Source organism: Gordonia terrae, from assembly GCF_001698225.1.
GTDB lineage: Bacteria > Actinomycetota > Actinomycetes > Mycobacteriales > Mycobacteriaceae > Gordonia > Gordonia terrae.
In genome coordinates this window covers 3,521,374-3,544,477 of the sequence record NZ_CP016594.1, presented here as the reverse complement: position 1 = coordinate 3,544,477, position 23,104 = coordinate 3,521,374, and the positions used below count along the sequence as shown (strand labels likewise).

The 23,104-nt window shown below is 68.4% G+C and carries 19 protein-coding genes; 7 read left to right on the top strand and 12 right to left on the bottom strand.

Annotated features, from left to right (window positions below):
* Nucleotides 1-14: 14 nt before the first annotated feature.
* The gene (locus BCM27_RS15815; RefSeq protein WP_033203932.1) at nt 15-1,463 is read left to right on the top strand and encodes an RNB domain-containing ribonuclease; all 1,449 of its coding nucleotides are present in this window, start codon (nt 15-17) and stop codon (nt 1,461-1,463) included.
* A gap of 65 nt (nt 1,464-1,528) precedes the next feature.
* Here the strand turns inward: BCM27_RS15815 and BCM27_RS15810 are convergent, their stop codons facing one another.
* From BCM27_RS15810 to panB, 3 genes are all read right to left on the bottom strand, one after another.
* Entirely contained in the window at nt 1,529-3,022 is a 1,494-nt protein-coding gene (locus tag BCM27_RS15810; protein WP_004022945.1) for a CYTH and CHAD domain-containing protein, read from the bottom strand.
* Between the two features lie 69 nt (nt 3,023-3,091).
* Entirely contained in the window at nt 3,092-4,075 is a 984-nt protein-coding gene (gene pip / locus BCM27_RS15805) for a prolyl aminopeptidase (protein WP_004022944.1), read from the bottom strand.
* Between the two features lie 87 nt (nt 4,076-4,162).
* Nucleotides 4,163-5,008 carry a 3-methyl-2-oxobutanoate hydroxymethyltransferase gene (gene panB / locus BCM27_RS15800; protein ID WP_004022943.1) on the bottom strand — a complete coding sequence of 282 codons (846 nt, stop codon included), beginning with the start codon at nt 5,006-5,008 and terminating at the stop codon, nt 4,163-4,165.
* A 326-nt stretch (nt 5,009-5,334) separates the two neighbouring features.
* On the opposite strand from panB, the gene glnA (BCM27_RS15795) reads away from it, so the two are divergent.
* The 4 genes from glnA (BCM27_RS15795) to BCM27_RS15780 all read left to right on the top strand — a co-directional run bounded on the left by glnA (BCM27_RS15795) (nt 5,335) and on the right by BCM27_RS15780 (nt 11,478).
* A complete protein-coding gene (gene glnA / locus BCM27_RS15795; protein ID WP_004022942.1) occupies nt 5,335-6,675 on the top strand; it encodes a type I glutamate--ammonia ligase in 1,341 nt (446 codons plus the stop codon).
* Between the two features lie 67 nt (nt 6,676-6,742).
* On the top strand, nt 6,743-9,772 hold the full coding sequence (locus BCM27_RS15790; RefSeq protein WP_081487044.1) for a bifunctional [glutamine synthetase] adenylyltransferase/[glutamine synthetase]-adenylyl-L-tyrosine phosphorylase: 3,030 nt from the start codon (nt 6,743-6,745) through the stop codon (nt 9,770-9,772).
* Nucleotides 9,773-9,847: 75 nt separating this feature from the next.
* Nucleotides 9,848-10,798, top strand: a complete 951-nt coding sequence (locus BCM27_RS15785; protein WP_004022940.1) for an endonuclease/exonuclease/phosphatase family protein — start codon at nt 9,848-9,850, stop codon at nt 10,796-10,798.
* Nucleotides 10,795-11,478, top strand: coding sequence for a biliverdin-producing heme oxygenase (locus tag BCM27_RS15780; protein ID WP_004022939.1), 684 nt, complete (start codon nt 10,795-10,797; stop codon nt 11,476-11,478). Before BCM27_RS15785 ends, BCM27_RS15780 begins: the two co-directional genes overlap by 4 nt.
* Before the next feature lie 43 nt (nt 11,479-11,521).
* On the opposite strand, the gene BCM27_RS15775 is transcribed toward BCM27_RS15780, so the two are convergent.
* A complete protein-coding gene (locus tag BCM27_RS15775) occupies nt 11,522-11,707 on the bottom strand; it encodes a hypothetical protein (RefSeq protein WP_004022938.1) in 186 nt (61 codons plus the stop codon).
* Between the two features lie 233 nt (nt 11,708-11,940).
* Here BCM27_RS15775 and BCM27_RS15770 point away from each other — a divergent pair, with 233 nt between their 5' ends.
* On the top strand, nt 11,941-12,999 hold the full coding sequence (locus BCM27_RS15770; protein ID WP_004022937.1) for a zinc-binding dehydrogenase: 1,059 nt from the start codon (nt 11,941-11,943) through the stop codon (nt 12,997-12,999).
* 46 nt (nt 13,000-13,045) lie between these two features.
* Here the strand turns inward: BCM27_RS15770 and BCM27_RS15765 are convergent, their stop codons facing one another.
* Both BCM27_RS15765 and glnA (BCM27_RS15760) read right to left on the bottom strand, forming a co-directional pair.
* Nucleotides 13,046-13,303: a hypothetical protein gene (locus BCM27_RS15765; RefSeq protein ID WP_004022936.1), complete on the bottom strand. Its 258-nt coding sequence runs from the start codon at nt 13,301-13,303 to the stop codon at nt 13,046-13,048.
* Between the two features lie 136 nt (nt 13,304-13,439).
* The gene (gene glnA, locus BCM27_RS15760) at nt 13,440-14,873 is read right to left on the bottom strand and encodes a type I glutamate--ammonia ligase (RefSeq protein ID WP_004022935.1); all 1,434 of its coding nucleotides are present in this window, start codon (nt 14,871-14,873) and stop codon (nt 13,440-13,442) included.
* 323 nt (nt 14,874-15,196) lie between these two features.
* Between glnA (BCM27_RS15760) and BCM27_RS15755 the strand changes: the two genes are divergently transcribed.
* Nucleotides 15,197-15,700, top strand: a complete 504-nt coding sequence (locus BCM27_RS15755; RefSeq protein ID WP_004022934.1) for an RDD family protein — start codon at nt 15,197-15,199, stop codon at nt 15,698-15,700.
* A gap of 174 nt (nt 15,701-15,874) precedes the next feature.
* On the opposite strand, the gene BCM27_RS15750 is transcribed toward BCM27_RS15755, so the two are convergent.
* The 6 genes from BCM27_RS15750 to BCM27_RS15725 form a co-directional block, all read right to left on the bottom strand.
* Nucleotides 15,875-16,615: a DUF4191 domain-containing protein gene (locus BCM27_RS15750; protein WP_004022933.1), complete on the bottom strand. Its 741-nt coding sequence runs from the start codon at nt 16,613-16,615 to the stop codon at nt 15,875-15,877.
* A 30-nt stretch (nt 16,616-16,645) separates the two neighbouring features.
* Nucleotides 16,646-17,734, bottom strand: coding sequence for a lipoyl synthase (lipA, locus tag BCM27_RS15745; protein WP_004022932.1), 1,089 nt, complete (start codon nt 17,732-17,734; stop codon nt 16,646-16,648).
* Nucleotides 17,731-18,468, bottom strand: coding sequence for a lipoyl(octanoyl) transferase LipB (gene lipB, locus BCM27_RS15740; protein WP_004022931.1), 738 nt, complete (start codon nt 18,466-18,468; stop codon nt 17,731-17,733). Before lipB ends, lipA begins: the two co-directional genes overlap by 4 nt.
* Nucleotides 18,461-19,360 carry a TIGR01777 family oxidoreductase gene (locus tag BCM27_RS15735; protein ID WP_004022930.1) on the bottom strand — a complete coding sequence of 300 codons (900 nt, stop codon included), beginning with the start codon at nt 19,358-19,360 and terminating at the stop codon, nt 18,461-18,463. The genes lipB and BCM27_RS15735 overlap by 8 nt, the downstream gene beginning before the upstream one ends.
* Before the next feature lie 36 nt (nt 19,361-19,396).
* A complete protein-coding gene (gene sucB / locus BCM27_RS15730) occupies nt 19,397-21,205 on the bottom strand; it encodes a 2-oxoglutarate dehydrogenase, E2 component, dihydrolipoamide succinyltransferase (RefSeq protein WP_004022929.1) in 1,809 nt (602 codons plus the stop codon).
* A 241-nt stretch (nt 21,206-21,446) separates the two neighbouring features.
* Complete coding sequence (locus BCM27_RS15725; protein ID WP_033203929.1) at nt 21,447-22,991, bottom strand: leucyl aminopeptidase; 1,545 nt, start codon at nt 22,989-22,991, stop codon at nt 21,447-21,449.
* Nucleotides 22,992-23,104 lie beyond the last annotated feature (113 nt).

Sequence of the window (23,104 nt, the reverse complement as noted above, 5' to 3'; positions counted from 1 at the left end):
CTAGGGTTGGGGGAGTGAAACGCATTCTCTCGGCCCCGGACATCGACTTCGCCGGTATACGCACCGAACTGGGCGTCGACGAGGAGTACGGCGCGGACGCGCTCGCCGAGGCACGGGCCACCGCGGAACGGATCGAGTCCGACGCCCCGGGTGCAGATCTGTACGCCGAGGTCCGCGAGGACCACACCGGCGTCCCCTTCGTCACCATCGACCCACCGACCTCCCGCGATCTCGACCAGGCGGTACACATCGCGGCCGACGGTGACGGGTTCGTCGTCGACTACGCGATCGCCGATGTCGCGGCCCTGATCACCCCGGAGGGCGCCCTCGACCAGGAGAGCCGTCGACGCGGCACCACCGTGTACTTCCCGGACGGCTCGGTTCCGCTGCACCCTCGCGAGCTGTCCGAGGGCGCGGGTTCCCTTCTGCCCGAACAGGTCAGACTCTGCGTGCTGTGGACCATCCGCGTGGCCGGAGACGGGTCGGTGACCGATGTACGAGTGCGACGATCCCGCATCTCTTCCGTCGCCCGCCTCGACTACGCCGGTGTCTCGGCGGACGCGGCCACCGGTCGGTTGCACCCGTCCATCGCGGCTCTGCCCGCGTTCGGCGAGCTCCGGCGCGAGGTCGCGTTGGCGCGCGGTGCGGTCGAACTCGACCTGCCCGATCAAACGGTCGTCCGCACAGACGGCGGGTGGCGGCTCGACCTCGAGGCGCACACACCCGCCGACATGTGGAACTCCCAGGTGTCGCTGCTCGCCGGGACGTGCGCGGGCACGCTCATGGCCGAGGCCGGTGTGGGGTTGCTGCGCACGCTGCCGCCGGCTGAGGAGGATGCGGTCGAGGATCTGCGCGCCGCGGCCCGGGCGCTCGGCGTGGACTGGCCGGACGGAGTGTCGGTGGGACGGTTCCTGGCGGGTCTGCCGGGGGACGAGCCGAGCACCCTGGCGTTGCAGTCAGCCGCGGGCGGTCTGATGCGCGGCGCCAACTATCTCGCGCTTCCCGGGGGCGACGAGACCGAGGCCGTCGACGACGCACGGATGCGGCATTCGGCGATCGGCGGGCTCTACGCCCATGTCACCGCGCCGCTGCGTCGGCTCGGCGATCGCTTCGCCACCGAGGTGTGCCTCGCGGTCACCGCCGGTACGCCGGTACCCGACTGGGTGCAGCGGGCGTTGCCGACGCTGCCGAAGATCCTGCGGTCGGCCGACACGCTCGGAGCCACCGCGGATCGCGCGAGCATCGACCTCGCGGAAGCCGTCATCCTGCGCGAGCGGGTGGGCGAGCGGTTCGACGCCGTGGTGATGTCTGCCGCCACCGAACGTCGTCCGGCGCAGATCTTCCTGTCCGATCCGCCGGTGATCGCGCGCAGCACGGGTGATCTGCGCCCCGGCGACCGCGTGGTCGTCGAACTCACCAAGGCCGACGAGATGAGCCGGACGGTGGAGTTCCGCCGGGTCTGAGTCGTGGCGGGGGAGGTGGTTTCGACTCGGCTCGCCGGCGGTGGGTGGCTCGACCAGCAGCGGTGTCAGAGGTCCTTGGCGACCCTGCGGTATGCGGCGATCGCGCGATGACCGTCGGCCTCGAGCCGGGCGTCGATCCGGCCGAGGACGAACATGTCGGGGCCACCGAGGTTTCCGGCCGACGCAATCTGCGCGAGTCGCGTCCGGTTGATCCGGGTGTCGTTGAAATCGCCGAGCGCGGACTGGATCTTCTTGGCGGCCGAGCCGACGGCACGGTACTTCTTCTTGCCGAGCGGTTCGGTCGCGTCGATGCTGTAGCGCAGACGCTTCGCGCGCTTGCGGACGGTGTGCATCTGCTCCTCCCATTCGTCCGACCCCTCGGCGAAGCTCGCCAGGCGGGCCTGGGCTCGATGAATGTGCTTGCGGCTGCGGGCGATCGCCTTGTCGACGACCGTCGTCGCCGGGAGGTCGGCGTCGGGACCCGGAGGCGGTGAGGCGATCAGGCCGTCGATGCTGTCGAGCAGGGTGAAATACCGCTTCGACGACATCGCGGCGTGCGCCGCTCGCAGTGCGCGGTCATGCACGGTGACCTCGGTGCCGGCGAGTTCGGCGCGCAGCTCGGGCGAGGCGTTCTCGCCACGCAGAAGTGATTCGCTCAGCTCGAGCTGCACCTCGGAATCGCGGGCGTCGCCGAGGATCTGAGCCAGCAGCTTCAGCTCGGCGCCGATGTGTGCGGTGCGCTCGGCATCGAGGACGGTGGGAAAGCCCGACAGCACGCTGCGCAGACGGCGGCAGGCCACCCGCATCTGGTGTACGGCGTCGGGGGCGTCGACACGCACGAGCGGGTCGTAGGCGACCAGCGAATTGCGGTGTAGCGCGATGTCGGTCACGACGAGTTCGAGTGCGGTGGGTCGCTTGGAGAGTCGCGGCTCGTGGACCGTCGGCGTCGCACCGATCGCACGGGCGAGCTTCGACGCGCTCGACGCCTCTCGGCCGCCCCCGGCGCGCAACGCCTTGTCGGCGGCCTTGAGCAGCTTGGTCGTGCCGCCGGAGAGCAGTTCGAACTCCCACTCCGCCCACTGCTGGCAGTGGCCGCCCGGCAGGAGCGACTGTGCCGTCACCAGATCCTCGGCGAGCTCGGCGAGCGGCTCCTCGTCGGCACCGAGCAGTCGGGTGACGGTGCGCGTCGTCGAGATCACCGCGACCGGGATGAGTGTGCGTGCGCGGATGTGGGCCAGGACCGGGGCCGACAGCGCCTCCGGCACCTCACCGTCGGCGGGTGCCTCGTCGAATCCCACCTGCAGTTCACGCCGCGCGCCGGGAATGTGGCTGGGACGCTTGAGATGCCAGCCCTCGTCGGTTCCGCCGGTACGCCGGCGCATGGTGATCTTGTTGCCCGCGAGGTCGAGATTCTCGGTGTCGAAGTAGGTGGCGTCGAGGGAGAAGGTCTCCGGGGGCGTCGCCGAGACGACGCCCGGCAAGGCTCGCAGGTCGGGGGCCACGTGACCGGCGTCCACATCGAATTTGAGCTCCACCTCGACCTGCTCGGATGCGGCCACCTGGATCCTCCTGAAGTCGTCGACGGCTGTCCGTCGAGTTTAGTGGTGTGCCTCGGCGCGCGGCGTCGGCTACCGCGCGAACCGGTCGGTCGCCTCGATGAGGTGATGCCGGATGCCCGGTTCGTAGGATGCGTGCCCGGCGTCGGCGACGATGTGCAGATCGGCCGCCGGCCATGCGCGGTGCAGGTCCCACGCACTGCGCGTCGGGCACACCACGTCGTAACGGCCCTGGACGATCACGCCGGGGATGGAGGCGATCGCGTCGATGTTCTCGAGGAGCTGGCCGTCGCGGAGGAATCCGTGGTTGACGAAGTAGTGGTTCTCGATCGACGCGAAGGCGAGGTCGAACCGGTCGGCGTCCGTGCCGTGCGGTGTGTCCTCCGATGCGTCGGCCGTGTCCTCCTCGGGGCGGGGGAGGAGATAGCTGGTCGCCTGTTCCCAGCCCGTCCAGGCGCGGGCGGCGGCGCGAGCTGTCTCGGCGTCGTCGGAGGTGAGCAACCGGTGATACGCCTCGACCAGGTCACCGTCGCGCTCGTCGACCGGTATGGGTTCGAGGTAGCTCTCCCACAGATCGGGGTAGATGTGGGCGGCGCCGCCGTTGTAGTACCAGTCGATCTCGCTGCGTCGCAGCAGGAAGATGCCGCGGAGCACGAGTTCGGTGACCCGATCGGGATGGGCCTGCGCGTAGGCGAGGCCCAGTGTCGAACCCCAGGAGCCGCCAAAGACCTGCCAGCGTTCGATGCCGAGATGGGCACGGAGTCGCTCCATGTCGGCGATGAGGTGTGGCGTGGTGTTGACGCTCAGGTCGGCGCCGTCGGCGATGTGCGGACGCGACCGGCCGCAGCCGCGCTGGTCGAACAGCACGATGCGGTACTTCGCCGGGTCGAAGAACCGGCGTTGCGTCGGAGCGGTCCCGCCCCCGGGTCCGCCGTGTACGAACACCGCGGGCTTCCCGTCCGGGTTGCCCGACGTCTCCCAGTAGATCTGCTGGGCGTCACCGACATCGAGGTGGCCGGCGGCGTAGGGCTCGATCTCCGGGTAGAAGTTCCGCATGGACGTCAGCGTAGGCGTCTGCGCCACGCTCGGCCGGTGGGACGTCCCGGCGACAGGCGTGCTGCGCCGGGACGGCGGACCCGCGGGTCAGTAGCTGTGCTCGGGGCCCGGGAAGATCCCGCGGCGTACCTCGTCGGCGTATTGTTCGGCGGCCGAACGCAACTCGCCCCCGACATCGGCGAAGCGCTTGACGAATCGGGCGGTCTTGCCGTGGGTGAGGCCGGCCATGTCCTGCCAGACGAGGACCTGGGCGTCGGTCTCGTTGCCCGCGCCGATGCCGACGGTCGGGATGGTGAGCTTGCGCGTGATCTGGCCGGCGAGGTCTGCCGGGACCATCTCCATCACCACGGCGAAGGCACCCGCCTCCTGGACGGCGATGGCGTCGGCGATGAGCTGATCGGCACCGTCGCCGCGACCCTGGACGCGGAACCCGCCCAGCCCGTTGACGCTCTGCGGGGTGAAACCGATGTGCGCCATGACGGGGACGCCGGCGGCGGACAGAGCGGCGATCTGCGGTGCCACGCGCTCGCCACCCTCGAGCTTGACCGCGTGTGCGCCGGTCTCCTTGAAGATCCGGAACGCGTTCTCGAGGGCGTGCTGCGGCCCGATCTCATAACTGCCGAACGGCATGTCGGCGACGACCAACGCGTGCGGTGCGCCGCGAACGACGGCGCGGATGAGCGGGATCATCTCGTCGACGGTGACCGGGATGGTGGTGTCGTAGCCCAGGACCACGTTCGCGGCGGAGTCGCCGACGAGGAGGACCGGGATCTCTGCAGCGTCGAAGATGCGGGCGGAGGAATAGTCGTACGCGGTGAGCATCGACCACTTCTCGCCTTCGGCCTTCATCTGGGCCAGGTGGTGGATGCGGGTCACGCGCCGCTTGGCGGACTGACCGGAGGCGGACGCGCCGTATACCGAGGAATCGGACATCGTTGTCTCTTTTCTGCCTCGAGTCCCGACTGGCCGGAGCGGCGCGGCGGGTACCCGGGTTGAACACGGACGTAGCCCATTGTTTCACCGGCGCGGCCCGTTGTGACCGGCCGTCTGTATGCGATTGATCACACGCGCCGACCGATCGGGCTCGGGCGATGTGGGACCCTGGAGACCGGCCGGCCCGCGACGACGACACGTCTCGCGTCCCGGGTGCTCGCCGCAGCTTCCCACGATGTGGGATGACGGCTGCAAAACCGCTGCACAGCGAGTTGGATTCGCGCGTGTAACACGGATTTAACAGCGTACTTCTAAGGTCGGCGACCATGGATCGCCAAAAGGAATTCGTGCTGCGGACCCTCGAAGAGCGCGACATCCGTTTCGTACGTCTGTGGTTCACCGACGTCCTCGGTTATCTGAAATCCGTGGCGATCGCCCCGGCCGAACTCGAAGGCGCGTTCGCGGAGGGGATCGGCTTCGACGGCTCGGCCATCGAGGGCTTCTCACGGGTCTCGGAAGCCGACACGGTCGCGAAACCCGATCCGTCGACTTTCCAGGTGCTGCCGTGGACCACCTCGGCCGGCCGGCACCACTCGGCCCGCATGTTCTGCGACATCGCGATGCCCGACGGCACCCCCAGCTGGGCCGACTCGCGCCACGTCCTGCGCCGGCAGCTGAACAAGGCCGCCGACCTCGGCTTCAGCTGCTACGTCCATCCCGAGATCGAGTTCTTCCTGCTGAAGGAGGCGCCGCTCGACGGATCGGTGCCGACCCCGGCGGACTCCGGCGGCTACTTCGACCAAGCCGTCCACGACGCCGCACCGAACTTCCGGCGGCACGCCATCGAGGCGCTCGAGTCGATGGGGATCTCGGTCGAGTTCTCCCACCACGAGGGTGCGCCCGGGCAGCAGGAGATCGACCTGCGCTACGCCGACGCGCTGTCGATGGCCGACAACGTCATGACCTTCCGCTACCTCATCAAGGAGGTGGCGATCAACGAGGGCGTCTGGGCGACCTTCATGCCCAAGCCGTTCAGCGAGCATCCCGGGTCGGCGATGCACACCCACCTGAGTCTCTTCGAGGGCGACATCAACGCCTTCCACAACCCCGACGACCCGATGCAGCTCTCCGCAACGGGCAAGAAGTTCATCGCCGGCATCCTGCACCACGCCTCGGAGATCAGTGCGGTCACCAACCAGTGGGTCAACAGCTACAAGCGGCTCATCCACGGCGGCGAGGCGCCCACTGCGGCGACCTGGGGTGGCGCGAATCGTTCTGCGCTGATCCGGCTCCCGCTCTACACGCCGAACAAGGCGTCCTCGCGGCGCGTCGAGGTGCGCAGCCCAGACTCGGCCTGCAACCCGTATCTCACCTTCGCGGTACTGCTGGCCGCGGGCCTCAAGGGCATCAACGAAGATTACGAGCTGCCCGACGAGGCCGAGGACGACGTCTGGGCCCTCACCTCCGCCGAGCGTCGTGCGATGGGCTACAAGGAACTCCCCGGCAGCCTGGCCGACGCGTTGAAGGAGATGGAGAACTCGGAGCTGGTCGCCGAGGCGCTCGGCGAGCACGTTTTCGACTACTTCCTCCGCAACAAGTGGACGGAATGGACGAACTACCGCAGCCTCGTGACCCCGTTCGAGCTGCAGAACTACCTGCCGCTGTAGAGCCCGGTCCGACCCGGTCCGGCACCGCGATGTCGTGTTCGGCGGACTCGGTCGCTACTTTTGTGATGTGACAACACGATCGGGACCCGCTGGGCGAGCCGGACGCAGCACGGTCCCCAGCGCGGGACGCCTGGGTCTCCTCGACGACTCCGCACCCCGGAACCTGGCCGACCTCGGCTGGAACACGCCCGAATCGGTCGATGTGTTGTGGGCGCTGTCGCGATCACCCGACGCCGACCTCGCGCTGCGAACCCTCGTGCGGCTGCGCGGAGCCGTCGGTGACGAGTGGTCCGAGATCGACGCCCTGGTACGGGCGGAGCGCTCGTTCCGCGGCCGCCTGTTCGCGGTCATCGGCTCCTCGGACGCACTCGCCGATCACCTCGTCGCCGAACCCTCGAGCTGGCGATTGCTGCTCGCCGACGAGCTGCCCGACCGCGCCGAGGTCGACCGTCTGATGCTCGCCGCCGTCGACGCGCAGGCCGTGCCGGGTGAGGTCGAGAAGGGCAATCGGGTCTACCGGGCCCGACTGGCCGGCCCGAAGGCCGTCGTCGCGCTGCGCCTGGCCTACCGCAACCTGATCCTGCAACTCGCCGCGCACGATGTCGCCTCGACCGTCGAGGACGAGCCGGTGATGTGGCTGCCCGAGGTCGGCGCGTACCTGTCCGACCTGGCCGACGCCGCCCTGACCGCGGCGCTCGCCGTCGCGTTCACCGAGGTGTGCGGCGACGATCCCATCGCGGTGCGGATCGCCGTCGTCGCGATGGGCAAATGCGGTGCGCGCGAGCTCAATTACGTCAGCGACGTTGACGTCATCTTCGTCAGCGACCCGGCCGACGGCACCGCGGCCCGCATCGCAGGCGAGATGATGCGCATCGGTTCGCTCGCGTTCTTCGAGGTCGACGCCGCACTCCGGCCCGAGGGCAAGTCCGGCGCGTTGACGCGGACACTCGAATCGCATGTGGCCTATTACGAGCGGTGGGCCAAGACCTGGGAGTTCCAGGCACTCCTCAAGGCACGGGCGATGACCGGCGACATGCAGCTCGCCGACGAGTACATCGCCGCCGTCAAACCGATGGTGTGGAAGGCCGCCGAGCGACCCGACTTCGTGCCCGAGGTGCAGAAGATGCGGCGCCGCGTCGAATCCTTGCTCCCCGAGGACGAGCGGGAACGCAACCTCAAGCTCGGACGCGGCAGTCTGCGTGACGTCGAGTTCGCGGTCCAGCTCCTGCAGATGGTGCACGGCCGGGTCGACGAGAAGCTGCGTGTCATGCCGACCGTCGACGCGCTGGCCGCGCTCACCGCGGGCGGCTACGTCGGACGCGACGACGCCGCCAATCTCAGTGCGTCATACCAGTTCTTGCGGTTGCTGGAACACCGTCTGCAGATGCAGCGGATGTCGCGGACGCACCTCCTGCCCCAGCCCGACGACCACGAGGCACTGCGCTGGCTCGCCCGCGCCGCACACATCCGTCGTGAGGGCGAACTCGACGCGACAGGGGTGCTGCGCGAACAGATCCGTCACCAGAGTCTGCGGGTTCGGCGCCTGCACCAGAAGCTGTTCTACCGGCCGCTGCTCGAGGCGGTCACCCGCTTCAAGACCGACGAGCTGACCCTGACCGACACCTCGGCCGAAAGACGGCTGGCCGCACTGGGTTACGCGAAACCCGACCGCGCGCTGAGCCACATCCGTGCCCTGTCGAACGCGCCGGGACGACGCGGCCAGATCCAGCTCCTCATCCTGCCCCAGCTGCTCGAGCACATCGGGGACACCCCCGACCCCGACGCGGGTCTGCTGAACTACCGCCGCCTCTGCGATGTCATGGAGGACACCGACTGGTTCCTGCGTCTGTTGCGCGACGACGGCGTCGTCGCGGCGCGGCTGATGAAGGTCCTCGGGACGTCGGAGTACATCGCGAACATGCTGATGCGCTCACCCGAGGTGATCCACCAGTACTCCGACGGACCGGACGGTCCCAAGCTGTGCAACGTCCGGCCCGAGGACGTGGCCAAGGGGCTCATCGCGTCGACCGTTCGCCAGCAGGACATGAAACGAGCCGTGGCCGTTGCGCGTTCGCATCGGCGTGCGGAGTTGGTACGCATCGCGTCCGCCGACGTCCTGGGGCTGCTGGACGTGCCGGCCGTCTGCAAGGCGCTGTCCGGTGTGTGGGCGGCGGTGCTGAATGCCGCGCTGACCGTGGCGATCAACATCTCCGAGCGCGAGCGGGGGAGCCGTGCGCCGGCCCGAATCGCGGTGATCGGAATGGGTCGGCTCGGCGGCGGCGAACTCGGCTACGGCTCGGATGCCGACGTGATGTTCGTGTGTCAGCCCGACCGGGCCGCCGAGGAGTCCGAGGCGCTCAAGTGGGCGCAGACGATCGCCGAGAACGTGCGGTCGATGCTGGGCAGCCCCAGCGCGGACCCGCCGCTGGAGGTCGACACCGGATTGCGCCCGGAGGGCCGGAACGGCCCCATCGTGCGGACCCTGGCGTCCTATGCCGCCTACTACGCGCAATGGGCGCAACCGTGGGAGGTCCAGGCCCTGCTGCGCGCGCACCAGGTCGCCGGCGACGAAGCCCTCGGCATCGACTTCCTGCACATGATCGATCATGTGCGGTACCCGGCCGGTGGGGTCAGCAACGACGCCGTGAAGGAGATCCGCCGGATCAAGGCCCGGGTCGATGCCGAACGCCTGCCGCGCGGTGCCGATCCGGCCACCCACACCAAACTCGGTCGCGGCGGCCTCGCCGACATCGAGTGGACGGTGCAACTGCTCCAGCTCAAGTACGCGCACCGCTACCGCAGCCTGCACAACACGTCGACGCTCGACTCGCTGGATGCCATCGGCGCCGCGGAGTTGCTGTCGGAGAACGACGTCACGCTGCTGAAGGACGCCTGGACGACCGCGACGAAGGCGCGCAATGCGCTGGTCCTGGTCCGCGGCAAACCGATCGACCAGCTGCCCGGACCGGGCGCGCAACTGCGCCAGATCGCGTTCGCCGCGGGGTGGCCGGAGGATCAGGCCAACGAGTTCCTGGAGAACTATCTCCGGGTGACGCGTCGAGCGAAGGCCGTGGTGCTGAAGGTCTTCGGGGCCTGACACACCGGCGGTACAGACGAGGCCCGAGGGCACAGATGAATCCGGCGGGGGAACACCGGGTCACATGGGGGAGCGATGACGAGATTTCTGTGGGCGGCTGCGTACGTCCTGGGGTGGGCGATGCTCGCCGGTGTGGTGCTGGGTGTGTTCCTGCACTACTACCCGTCACGCGGTGACGTCACGCTGTACCTCACGAGCGCGGTCCAGTTCGCGCTCATCCCGGGGTTGATCGCGATCATCGTCTTCGGGGTTCTGCGACGCTGGTTCATGCTGGCGCTCGCCGTCGTGGCGGCCGGCGCTCTGGCCTACACCCAGGTGCCTCTCGTCGTCGCCGAGGCCGCGCCCGCCGGCAAGCGGTTCACCGTGGTCTCGGCGAACCTGCTCTTCGGCGGTGGTGACATCGCTGCGCTCGAGAAGATCGTGGCCGACGCCGATCCCGACCTCGTGTCCCTGCAGGAGGTCACCCCCGAGGCGCTGGAACGCCTGCGGCGCAGCGAGATCGGGCGCGCGCTGCCGCACGAGTTCGCGATCCCGTACAGCTACGCGGCCGGTACCGCGATGTTCAGCAAGATGCCGCTCGACGAGCGCTACAACATCCCGGGGACCGTGCTGCACAACCTGCAGGCCCGGACCGACCTGCCGGGGGCGGCGGGCACCCAGGTGCTGGCCATCCATCCGGCCGCACCGTTGTGGGGCCGCAACTGGGACTGGCTCGCCGACATGGACACCCTCGCCGAGCATTTCGAGCAGCTCCCGCCAGGCCGGGTGATCGCGATCGGGGACTACAACTCCACGTGGAATCACGCGAAATACCGCAGTCTGTTGACCAACGGGCTCGTCGACGGCACCGATGTGGCGGGTGCCGGGTTCCTGCCCAGCTATCCCACCGACAAGCAGATCGGTAACCGGCCGCTGGTCGCCATCGACCGCGTCATCCTGCGCGGCTTCGTGGCGACGTCGATGGACACCCACTACCTGCCGGGTTCCGATCACCGGACTCTGGTGGTATCACTGGTGGCATCATGACGGATCTGCAGAACGCCGGGCCCCAGGACGCCGACCGCCCGAGTGCGCCGGAGCGTCGGAGTATCTCCGAGCGATTGCGGTCGGCGACCGCGGTGGCGCACGAGCGCGCCGAACACGCTCCGTTCATCGACGACCTGATGTCGGGCCGGCTGGACACCGGCGAGTACCAGCGCCTCGCGATCCAGCTCTACTTCGTCTACGAGGCCCTCGAACGTGTCGGAGCCGACCTGGCGGGAGATCCCGTCGCCGATGCCGTGCTCGACCCGAGATTGCTGCGCCTGCAACGACTCGGTGCCGATCTCGCGTCCTTCGGCATCGACCCGTCCGACACGACGCCGTTGCCCGCGGTGGCGCGGTATGTGGCCGCGATCGAGTCCACCCGCACCGACCCGGCGCGGTATGTGGCCCACCACTACACGCGCTATCTCGGCGACCTCAGCGGCGGTCAGGTGGTGGCCCACCGCATGCGGGAGCACTACGGCGTCGACGACGCGGCACTGAGCTTCTACTCGTTCGACGAGATCGACAAGCTCAAGCGCTACAAGGACGCCTACCGGGCACGGCTCGACGCACTACCCCTCGACGCGGACGGAATCGATCGCCTCGTCGACGAGGCGATCGCGGCATTCGATCACAACCAAGCGGTGTTCGGCGAACTCGACGGCGCCCGGGCGGCCTGACCCATAGGTCCGTCCGCGCGGTCGGGATCTGGCGAGCTCCGGCTCAGTTGACCTGCAGCTTGACCGTCCGGTCCAGCACGACCTCGCTCAGGTCGTCATGACCCTTCACGAGCTCGATCCGTAGCTGATTGCCGTCGAGTCGGCTGGTGGTGCGAACGACGCGAGGAGTGCCTTCGAGGCTGATCCGGTCGCCGGGTACGAGGTCTTCGACATATACATCGCGGGTCATTCGTCCAAACTACGGTCGTACCTGGTGAGTCGGCAGGGTAACAAGTCCCGAAAGTGGTACGGATCACAGACCGCCCCGGCCTCCTGGTCCACGAATTGCGGGATCGGGCGGTGGCCGGGTGACGAGGTGGACGGTCTCTCGACAAGGGAGCCGGGGCGTCTCAATCTGAGACGAACCGCTCACCGGTCCGTGCTTACGCTGCGGGCGAGACCCGCAGACGTGAGGAGTCGTCGATGAAAGCTCTCGTGTATCACGGTCCCGGCCGCAAATCCTGGGAGGACGTTCCGAATCCTGTTCTGCAGGAACCGACGGATGCGATCGTCCGGATGGAGGTGACCACCATCTGCGGGACGGATCTGCACATACTCAAGGGCGACGTACCGGCGGTCACGCCGGGTCGGATTCTCGGTCACGAAGGCGTCGGCGTGGTCACCGAGGTCGGTCCGGGCTGCGAACGGGTTCGGGTCGGGGATCGCGTGATCGTGTCGTGCGTGAGCAAGTGCGGTACGTGCGAGTTCTGCCGAGCGGGTCTGACGTCGCATTGCCAGACGGTGGGTGGCATCGGCTGGATCTTCGGCCACCTCATCGACGGGACGCAGGCCGAATTCGTCCGGGTTCCGTTCGCCGACAACGGACTCATCCCGCTTCCGGAGAAGGTGACGCCGGAGCAGGGGACGATGCTCAGTGACATCCTGCCGACGGGTTACGAGATCGGGGTGCTCTACGGCGCGGTCGCGGAGGGCGACGTCGTCGCCGTCGTCGGGGTGGGGCCGGTGGGTCTGGCCGCCGTGATGACGGCCTCGGCCGCCGGTGCCTCCAAGGTGATCGCCGTGGACGGCAACAAGTTCCGGCTCGAGCAGTCCCGGGAGTTCGGCGCGACCGACACCATCGACGTGAATGCCGGCGGCGACGTCGTCGCCCAGCTCCGAGAACTCAGCCGGGGCGGACTCGGTGTGGACGTCGCGATCGAAGCTGTCGGAGTACCCGCGACGTTCGGCGTCGCGCTCGACTCGGTGCGTCCCGGCGGTCACGTCGCCAACGTGGGCGTGCACGGCGAGAGCGTGACGTTCCCGATCGAGCGGGACTGGATCAACAACCTCACGATCACCACGGGCCTGGTCAATGCCACCACGGCGCCCGAACTCCTGGAGAGCATCGAACGCGGCGACATCGCCCCGGAGAAGTTCATCACCCACCGGTTCACGTTCGATCAATTCGACGAAGCGTACGACACGTTCGGCAACGCTGCCGACGAGCACGCGCTCAAGGTGATCATCGCCGCCGGCGACTGAGGGACGCCCCCTCACGGCGACGTACGCCCCGATCTGCGTGGCGTCGCTACTCTCTGGCCTCGGCGATGGACAGCACGACCGTGGTGCGCTCGTCGGAGTCCAGCGTCTCGTCGTCGGCCGTGTGGTCGACCAGCGAGAAGTGCCGGACGTTGGCGAGGTTCACGATGTGCGCGGACCCCTCCAGTTCGAGGGCGATCGGTTCGCGTTGCCGGACCATGTCGCGGACGAACTGCATCACCTCCGGGACGGACTCCGCGAACAGCAGCCGGATCTCGAACTCGTCGGACGTCAGGAGTGTGCCCATGCGGCTCATCGTCGCACGATGGGACGGGCGGGTAGGGCGCCTCGCGCGGATTGCGTGCTGGTAGCCCGGCAACGAAACGGCCCGCTCGGCGATCGGAGAACGATCGCGGAGCGGGCCGAGTCGGCTGGAGCGTGGCTCAGCAGTCGTAGTACAGCGAGAACTCGTACGGGTGCGGACGGATCTGCACCGGCTCGATCTCGTTCTCGCGCTTGAGCGCGATCCAGGTCTCGATGAGGTCCTCGGTGAACACGCCACCGGCGGTGAGGTATTCGTGATCCTCTTCGAGGCGGTCGATGACCGCGGCCAGCGAGGTCGGAGCCTGCGGGATGCTCTTCGCCTCCTCCGGCGGGAGCTCGTAGAGGTCCTTGTCGACGGGCTCGTGCGGCTCGATCTTGTTCTTGATGCCGTCCAGGCCGGCCATCATCATCGCGGCGAACGCCAGGTACGGGTTGCCCGAGCTGTCCGGGCAACGGAACTCGAGGCGCTTGGCCTTCGGGTTGTTGCCGGTGATCGGGATACGCACGCAGGCCGACCGGTTGCGCTGGCTGTAGACCAGGTTGATCGGGGCCTCGTAGCCCGGCACCAGACGCTTGTAGGAGTTGACCGTCGGGTTGGTGAAGGCCAGCAGCGACGGCGCGTGGTGCAGGATGCCGCCGATGTAGTAGCGCGCCAGGTCCGACAGGCCCGCGTAGCCGGCCTCGTCGTGGAACAGCGGCTTGCCGTCCTTCCACAGGGACTGGTGGGCGTGCATGCCCGAGCCGTTGTCACCGAAGAGCGGCTTCGGCATGAAGGTGACCGACTTGCCGTTCTGCCACGCGGTGTTCTTGATGATGTACTTGAACAGCTGCACGTCATCGGCTGCGTGGAGCAGCGTGTTGAACTTGTAGTTGATCTCGGCCTGGCCCGCGGTGCCGACCTCGTGGTGGCCGCGCTCGAGCTCGAAGCCCGAGTTGGTCAGGTTAGTCGACATCTCGTCGCGCAGGTCGACGTAGTGGTCGTACGGTGCGACGGGGAAGTAGCCACCCTTCGGGCGGACCTTGTAGCCGAGGTTCGGGCTGCCGTCCGGGTCGGTCGGCGAGGCGGTGTTCCACCAGCCGGACTCGGACTCGACCTCGTAGAAGGTGCCGTTCATCTCGGAGCCGAAGGACACCGAGTCGAAGATGTAGAACTCGGCCTCGGCGCCGAAGAAGCAGGTGTCGGCGACGCCGGTCGAGGCGAGGTAGTCCTCGGCCTTGCGGGCGACGTTGCGCGGGTCGCGGCTGTAGGCCTCGCGCGTGAACGGGTCGTGGACGAAGAAGCTGAGGTTCATCGTCTTGGCCTTGCGGAACGGATCGATCCGCGCGGTGGCCGGGTCGGGCAGCAGCATCATGTCCGACTCGTTGATCGACTGGAAGCCACGCACCGACGAGCCGTCGAATGCCAGACCCTCCTCGAAGACGTCCTCGTCGAAGGCCGACGCGGGGATCGAGAAGTGCTGCATGACACCGGGCAGGTCGCAGAATCGGATGTCGACGTACTCGACACCTTCCTTCTTGATGCCCTCGAGTAGTTCTTCTTTACTGCTGTACACCGTGCGGTGACTCCTTCGTGATCGGTGGTCCGTGTATGGGGACACGCCACATCCGCCACTGAGAAACAGCAGCGGATCTCAGCGGCAACCGTATGGAGGCGAAGTTGCCCATGCGCTAAGTCCGTGTTTCCCCCGTGTTACACGCGCAGTGGTGTTCGCTACACAGCGTGTTCGGGGCGCGACGCACTCGGCGCACCCCAACCCTAGCGGCAGGCCCGAATGGGCGGGACGGGTCGCGACAACCAGCGACTACGATGGTTCACGAGTGCGGCGGCGACGCGGACCGAGGTGGTCGCGCGGTCGCGTGAGAGGAGTCATCACCGATGGGACGAGTCACGGGTTCCTGGCTGTCGGGACCGCAGATCGGTCCCGCGTCCGGCGTGGAGAACGAGTACCGAGGGCAAGATCTGGGCCTCCCGGAGAACGGGCCCGGGTCGCTGGCGACCGGCTGGCCGCGCGTCGCGGGTCTGCTCGTCGACTGGCTGATAGCCGCCGGACTCGCGCTGCTGTTCGTCGGGTTCTACTCGCCGCACCTCGCCACCACACAGCTCGGCGTGTGGTTCGTGATGGGCATCTTCGCGGTGACTCTGTTCGGGTTCACCCCGGGCCAACTCGTCATCGGGATGCGGGTCGCGCGAGTGGATTTCGGTTCCGAGCGCAACACCGCCGAGGCGGCCGGCGAGCAGAGCCCGGCGGCGGTCGGGATCGTCCGCGCCTTCTTCCGTCAGCTGCTGATGATCTTCCTGGTGCCGGCGCTGATCAACGACTACAACGGGCGCGCCCTGCACGACCGCGCCACCGGAACCGCGCTCGTCCGGACCCGCTGACGGCGGACCATCCGCCGCACGAGCCACTCATCGACAAACCCACCACCGAATCGAATCGGTGGTGGGTTTTGTCGTAGGTCGTCGCCCGTCGAACTCACCCCGGCGCACAGTCGGCGGAATCGGGTGCACAGTCGACGCAATTCGGTGCACAGTCGACGGGGTGGGGCGGAAGCGTCAGCCGCGGCGGCGCGCCGTCCGTTGCATGCTGCGCATCTTGGCGTTCGCGGGGAGCGGCCCCTTCGGCATGCCGGGGCCGGGAGCCTTGCTGCCGAGGGCGGACAGCCGACCCTCGAGGGTCTCCATCCGCTTGCGGTCGATGTTGCTGGGCAGCTTGTTGAGATGCCGTTCGAGCTTCGACAGCGGGATCTGACCGTCGTCGTTGCCCACCATGATCTCGTAGATCGGGGTGTCGCCGACGACGCGCGCGACCTTCTTCTTCTCCTGGCCGAGCAGCGACTTGATGCGCGTGGGCGAGCCCTCGCCGACGAGGATCACACCCGGCTTGCCGATGACGCGGTGCACGGCGTCGAGCTGAGACGTCCCGGCGACGGCCTGCTTGACCCGCCACTGCCCGCGCATGTTACCCAGGGCCCACCCCGCGGCGCCCGGCTGTCCCTCGGCCTTGGTGTAGACGTTCTTCTGGACCCGGCGGCCGAACAGGATGAACGCACCCAATATGCCCAGCACCACGCCGAGCGGGATCAGCAGCCACGGCGAGCCAAGGACGAACCCGAGCGCGGTGAAGACAGCGATCGACAGGACGATCACGCCCACCATGTAGGGGATGAGTCGTTTGTCTTCCTTGCGCTGCATCTGGAAGGCCTGCCACAGCTGTTGGCGCCGTTCCTTCGATGCCGCCTTACGGGCCTTCTTCTTCTCGGCCTTGACCTCTTTGCTCACCTGCGCCTTTGCCATGAGCCCAGTTTACGTCCGCGCGCCGAGGAGTCAGCGGGCGAGGCGGGCCATCAGGCTGGAGGCCTCCTGGCTGGCCGATCCCTCGGCTGCCAGGTGGGCCAGTGCCGGCGAGATCTCGCGGCCGTGGTGGGCCATCGCCTGCGCGTACAGACGCCCGGCCCGGTACGACGAACGCACCAGCGGACCCGCCATGACGCCGGCGAAACCGACTTCCTGCGCGAACTCCGAGTGGTCGACGAACTCCTCGGGCTTGACCCAGCGCTCGACCGGATGATGCCGCGGCGAGGGCCGTAGGTACTGCGTGATGGTCAGGATGTCGCAGCCGGCCTCGTGCAGATCCACGATCGCCGACTGCACCTCCTGCGGGGTCTCGCCCATGCCCAGGATGAGGTTCGATTTCGTCACCAGACCGAAATCGCGTGCAGCGGTGAGCACTTCGAGAGACCGCTCGTAGCGGAACGCCGGCCGGATGCGCTTGAAGATGCGCGGCACGGTCTCGAGGTTGTGCGCGAGCACCTCGGGGCGGGCGTCGAAGACCTCCGCCAGCAGGTCGGGCTTGGCGTGGAAGTCCGGGATCAGGTTCTCCACACCGGTGCCGGGGTTGAGGCGGTGGATCGCGCGGACGGTCTCGGCATAGAGCCAGGCGCCCTCGTCGGGCAGGTCGTCGCGGGCGACGCCGGTGATGGTGGAGTAGCGCAGACCCATCGCCTGCACGCTCTCGGCGACACGACGGGGTTCGTCGCGGTCGAGGGCCGACGGCTTGCCGGTGTCGATCTGGCAGAAGTCGCAGCGGCGGGTGCACTGCTCGCCGCCGATGAGGAAGGTCGCCTCGCGGTCTTCCCAGCACTCGTAGATGTTGGGGCAGCCGGCTTCTTCGCAGACGGTGTGCAGGCCTTCACGCTTGACCAGGCCCTTGAGTTCGGTGAACTCCGGGCCCATCGTCGCGCGGGTCCGGATCCACTCCGGTTTGCGTTCGATGGGGGTCTGGGCGTTGCGCACCTCGAGGCGCAGGAGTTTGCGGCCTTCGGGGGCGGGGCTCGGAGTCTGGGGTGCGGGTGCCGATGCCGTGGGTGTGGCGTCGGGGGCACCGGGTCCGGGGGTGAGGGGGGACGCGGTCACTGAATCGATCCTACGCTTGCACTAGTGGGTGTTTCGGACTGTGTGGTGGCAGGCACCGGGTTGGCGGTGGGGTCGAAGTCGGGGGCGTCGAGCGCGGAGCACACCGCGTCGACGGTGTCGTCGAGCATCGACTCCACCGAGAGTGGGCGGTTCAGTTCGCGGGCGAGGGAGGTCACCCCGGCGTCGGCGATTCCGCAGGGGACGATCGCCTCGAACGCCGACATGTCGGGGTCCACGTTGAGCGCGAAGCCGTGCAACGCCACCCCGCGTGCGACGCGGATACCGATCTGTCCGAGTTTGCGTTCCCCGGCGTCGTCGGTGATCCACACGCCTGATCGGCCGTCGACACGGCCTGTGGATACGCCGAGCCCAGCGCAGACCGTGATCAGCGCCGCCTCGAGGCGACGCACGTACTCGACGACGTCCAGCGGCTCGGCGAGCTTCACGATCGGGTAGCCGACGAGCTGCCCCGGGCCGTGCCAGGTGATCCGACCGCCGCGGTCGACATCGACTACAGGCGCGCCGTTCGTGGGCCGGTCGGAGTCCTCGGTGCGTTTGCCCGCGGTGTAGACGGAGGGGTGTTCCAGCAACAGCAGTACGTCGTGGTCGAGGATGCCGTCCGCGCGGTCGGTGGCCAGCCCGTGCTGCATGTCGTAGGCCGACTGATAGTCGAGGACTCCGAGCCGGCGGATCTCGACCGGATCTGTACTCGCGCGGATCGGTCGATCAGTCATGGCGTCGGGAACCGGTGGCGTAGGCCAGGGCCTCGTCGACACCGGGATGGGTGAAGGTGAATCCGTGATCGGTCAGCACCTCAGGTGCAACGCGTTGACTGAACAGAATCATTTCCTCGGCCATCTCGCCGCCGACCCGGCGTGCCGCGAAAGCGGGGACCTGCAGCACGGTCGGACGGTGTACGGCACGGCCCAGAGCCGACGCGAACTCGCCGAACGGAACGGCGCCCGGTGCGCTCAGGTTCACCGGTCCCGACACGTCGGAGGCGAGGAGGAACTCGATGGCCCGCACCTCGTCGATGAGGCTGATCCAGGAGAAGTACTGCTTCCCGTCGCCGATGGGCCCGCCGAGCCCCAGCTTGAACAGCGGACGGAGCTTCCCGAGCAGACCACCCTGCGCACTCAGGACGGGCGCGGTGCGCAGCAGGACGAGACGGGTGCCGTCTCCCGCGTTGGCGGTTGCCGCGCGTTCCCAGTCCACGACCAGGTCGGCGAGAAAACCCTCGCCCGGACCGTCGGACTCCGTCGCCGGGCGTGAACCGGTGTCGCCGTAGTAGCCCGTCGCGCTCGCACTGACGAAGGTCGGGATACCGAGATCCCGGACCGCCTCGGCGAGGATCTCGGTCGGGGTGATCCGCGAGTCCCGCAATTCCTGTTTGAACCGGCCGGTCCACCGGCCGTTGCCGACGCCGACACCACCGAGTGACACCACCGCCTCGACGCCGTCGAGGCTCTCGGGCGGGACGCCGATGGTCTCGGGATCCCAACTGAACTCGTCATCGGCGCGTGCCTCGCGGCGGACCAGACGTGTGACCGTGTGGCCCGCCGCGCGCAGCGAGTTGACCAGGGCGTTGCCGATCAGCCCCTGTGACCCTGCGACGGCGATCCGCATCGCGTGTCCTCGGTGTGCCGTCTCCGGGAATCCGGGCTAGAGGCCCAGGTCCGCGGCGAAGGCAGCCTCTTCGAGACGCTTCTTCACCGTGGTGAGGAAGCGGCCGGCGTCGGCGCCGTCGATGAGACGGTGATCGTAGGTCAGCGGCAGGTAGGACATCGAGCGCACCGCGATCGATTCCGAGCCGTCCTCGCCGGTGATGACGACCGGACGCTTGACGATGGCACCGGTACCGAGCATCGCCGCCTGCGGCGGGACCAGGATCGGGGTGTCGAACAGGGCGCCCTGGCTGCCGATGTTGGTGATGGTGAAGGTGCCGCCGGCGAGCTCGTCGGGCTTCAGGCCGTTGGACCGAGCGCGCGACGCGATGTCGGCGATGGCCCGGGCGAGGCCGGCGATCGACAGGTCGTCCGCGTTGTGGATGACCGGCGACAGCAGACCCTGCGGGGTGTCGACGGCGATCCCCAGATGCACCTTGTCGTAGTAGGTGATCTCCTTCTTGTCCTCGTCGATCGACGCGTTGACGTTCGGGTGCGCCTTCAGCGCCTCGACGACGGCCTTCGCGATGAACGGCAGGAACGTGAGGTTGACGCCCTCGGACGCCTTGAAGCTCTCCTTGGCGGCCTTGCGCAGTCCGGCGATGCGGGTCATGTCGACCTCGAAGACCTGCGTCAGCTGGGCGCTCTGCTGCAGGGACTCGCGGGTCTTCTTCGCCGTGATCTGCCGGATGCGGTTGATCTTCTGGGTGGTGCCGCGCAGCTCGGCCAGCTCGGGACGGATCTCCGGCGATGCGGACTTCCCGGCCGATGCCGCGGGTGCCGACGGAGCAGCAGCCGCCGCGGGCTTCTGCTCGGGAGCGGGCGCCTTGGCCTCCTCGGCCGCCGCGAGCACGTCCTGCTTACGGATCCGGCCGCCGACACCGGTGCCCTTGATCGCGTTGAGGTCGATGTTGTTCTCCGCGGCCAGTTTGCGCACCAGCGGGGTGACGTACGGCGTCGACTCGACGGTCGGCGGGTCGGACTTCTCGGGGGCCTTGGACTCGGCCTTGGGCTGCGGCTTCTGCTCCTCCTCGGGAGCGGGTGCCTGCTCGGGTTCGGGCTTCTGTTCGGGCTCAGACTTCTGTTCGGGCTCCGACTTCTGCTCGGGTTCGGGTTCCGGCTCGGGCTCCTTCTTCGACGGAGCCGCCGACGCGTCACCGATGACGGCGAGCTTGCCGCCGACCTCGATCACGTCGTCCTCTTGCGCGAGGATCTCGAGGAGCGTGCCCGCGACCGGGGAGGGGATCTCGGTGTCGACCTTGTCGGTCGAGACCTCGAGCAGCGGTTCGTCGGCCGCCACCTCGTCGCCCACGGACTTCAGCCAGTTGGTGACCGTGCCCTCGGTGACCGACTCACCGAGCTCGGGCATGAGCACATCGGTGCCCTCGGCCGAGCCGGAACCGGTGTCGGCCGTGGGCTTCTCGGCGGGGGCGTCCTCCTCGGTGGAGGGCTCCTCGGCCGCCTGCTCGGGCTCGGGCTCGGGGGCAGCCTCGGTGGGCTCGTCGCCTCCGGCGGACTCCGAACCGGAGTCGTCGGAACCGGAGTCGTCGGAACCGGAGTCGGCCTCGTCGGCGTCACCGATCAGGGCGAGGTCGCCGCCGACCTCGACGACGTCGTCCTCCTGCGCGATGATCTTGGTCAGCACACCCGAAGTGGGCGCCGGGATCTCGGTGTCCACCTTGTCGGTCGACACCTCGAGCAAGGGCTCGTCGGCCTCGACGGTGTCGCCCTCCTCCTTCAGCCACCGGGTGACTGTCCCCTCGGTGACACTTTCACCAAGGGCGGGCATCTGGACGGAGAAGGCCATCGTTGTGAACTCCTGAACTCGACGTGGTGGTCTGTAGGTGATGCCCAATGGTGTGTGCGCCGTGGGCACGGGGTCGGGGGCGGTACGACGACCGCGCAGATGAGTGGCGGATCAGCCGCTCATCCCCGCGGCCAACCCTACCCGCACGGTGCGCCGCCGACTCGGTTCGGCTCGTACTCGTCGGTAACGATTCTCATCGGTGCGGCACGCGGGTGTCGGCGGCTGTCGGTCGGCTGTCTTCTCAGCCGTTCGCAGCGATGTCCTCGAGCACCGCGGCGATGGTCCGGACGGGTACGCCCGTACCGCCTTTCGTGGTGTAACCCCACGGGCTGCCGGTGTTGAAGGCGGGTCCGGCGATGTCGATGTGGGCCCACTGCACATCCTCCGGTACGAACTCCTTCAGGAAGATGCCGGCGGCGAGCATCCCGCCCCAGCGGTGCGGGGTCACGTTCGCCAGGTCCGCGACGCGGGACTTCAGGTCGGCGCGGAGTTCCGCGGGCAGCGGCATGGCCCAGGCGTTCTCGCCGACATCAGCCGAGCGGGCCGCAACGCGGTCGCGGAACTCGTCGGTACCCATGACGCCGGGTGTGCGGGTGCCGAGCGCCACCATCTGCGCACCGGTCAGCGTTGCGGTGTCGATGAGGTAGTCGGGATCGTCCTCGCAGGCCCGCACGATCGCATCGGCGAGGATGAGACGGCCCTCGGCGTCGGTGTTGAGGACCTCGACCGTGCGTCCGCCGTACTGGGTGAGCACGTCGCCGGGGCGCTGGGCGGTCGACGAGGGCATGTTCTCGGCCATCGGCACGGTCGCGGTGACCGTGACGTCGATGTCGAGGCGGGCGGCCAGGATGGTCGCGGCGATGACGGCGGCGGCGCCGCCCATGTCCGAGGTCATCGCGTCCATGTTCGCGGCGGGCTTGATGGAGATGCCGCCGGTGTCGAAGGTGATGCCCTTGCCGACGAGAGCGACCGTCGTGGGGGACTTCTTCGCGGTGTGGGTCAGCCGGACGAGGCGCGGCAGTCGCGAGGAACCCTTGCCGACGCCGATGATCCCTCCGTAGCCCTGCGCCTCGAGCTGCTTGTCGTCGAGGATCTCGACCTTGAGCCCGGCCTTGCTCCCGAGCGTGCGGGCGCGGGCCGCGAACTCCTCGGGATAGAGGTGACTCGGCGGGGTGTTGACGAAGTCACGGGCGATGGCGACGGAGTCGGCGATCGCGACCGCCCGCTCCAGGCCGGCCTTGGCCTCCTTGGACTTCGATTCGACGAGCAGTGTGATGCGTTGCGGCGGAGTCTTCTTCGGCTTCGAACTGGACGAGCGGAACTCGTCGAACCGGTACGCGCCGAGGAACAGCCCTTCGGCCGCGGCGAGAAGATCGATCGCGGCGAGCGTGGTGGCCACCGACTCGTGCCCGTCGAGCTCGCGCGCGACGATCCCGGCGGCCTGCCGGACCTGGTCGGCGTCGTCGAGGTTGTCGGCGTCGCCGAGACCGACCGCGACGACGACACCGACCGGCAGGGACTCCGGAGCCGCGGTCCGGGTGACCTCGCCGTGCGAGCCGGTGGCCCCGAGTGCCGTGAGGGCGGCGCTGATGGCGGCGGCCTGAGCGTCGTCGAGGATGCCGTCACCGATGGCGAGGGTCGGCTCGGCGCCGGGGCCGTCGGCATCGCCGTCGGACGACGACGCGCTGATCAGGCCGATGACCAGGGCGGAATCACCCTTGCCGATCGAGGTGGACAGTTCGAGTTCGGGGCCGCGTGCGCGGTCGACGGTGTCGTTCTTGCTCACCCGCTCAACTCTGCCACAGCGGCGCCGCGGCGGGCTGCCGCGAACGCCCATCCCGCCGGGCGTGCCGCCACGGGTGCGCCCGGCGGCGCGGGTCGCCCGATAGCGTGGACGGC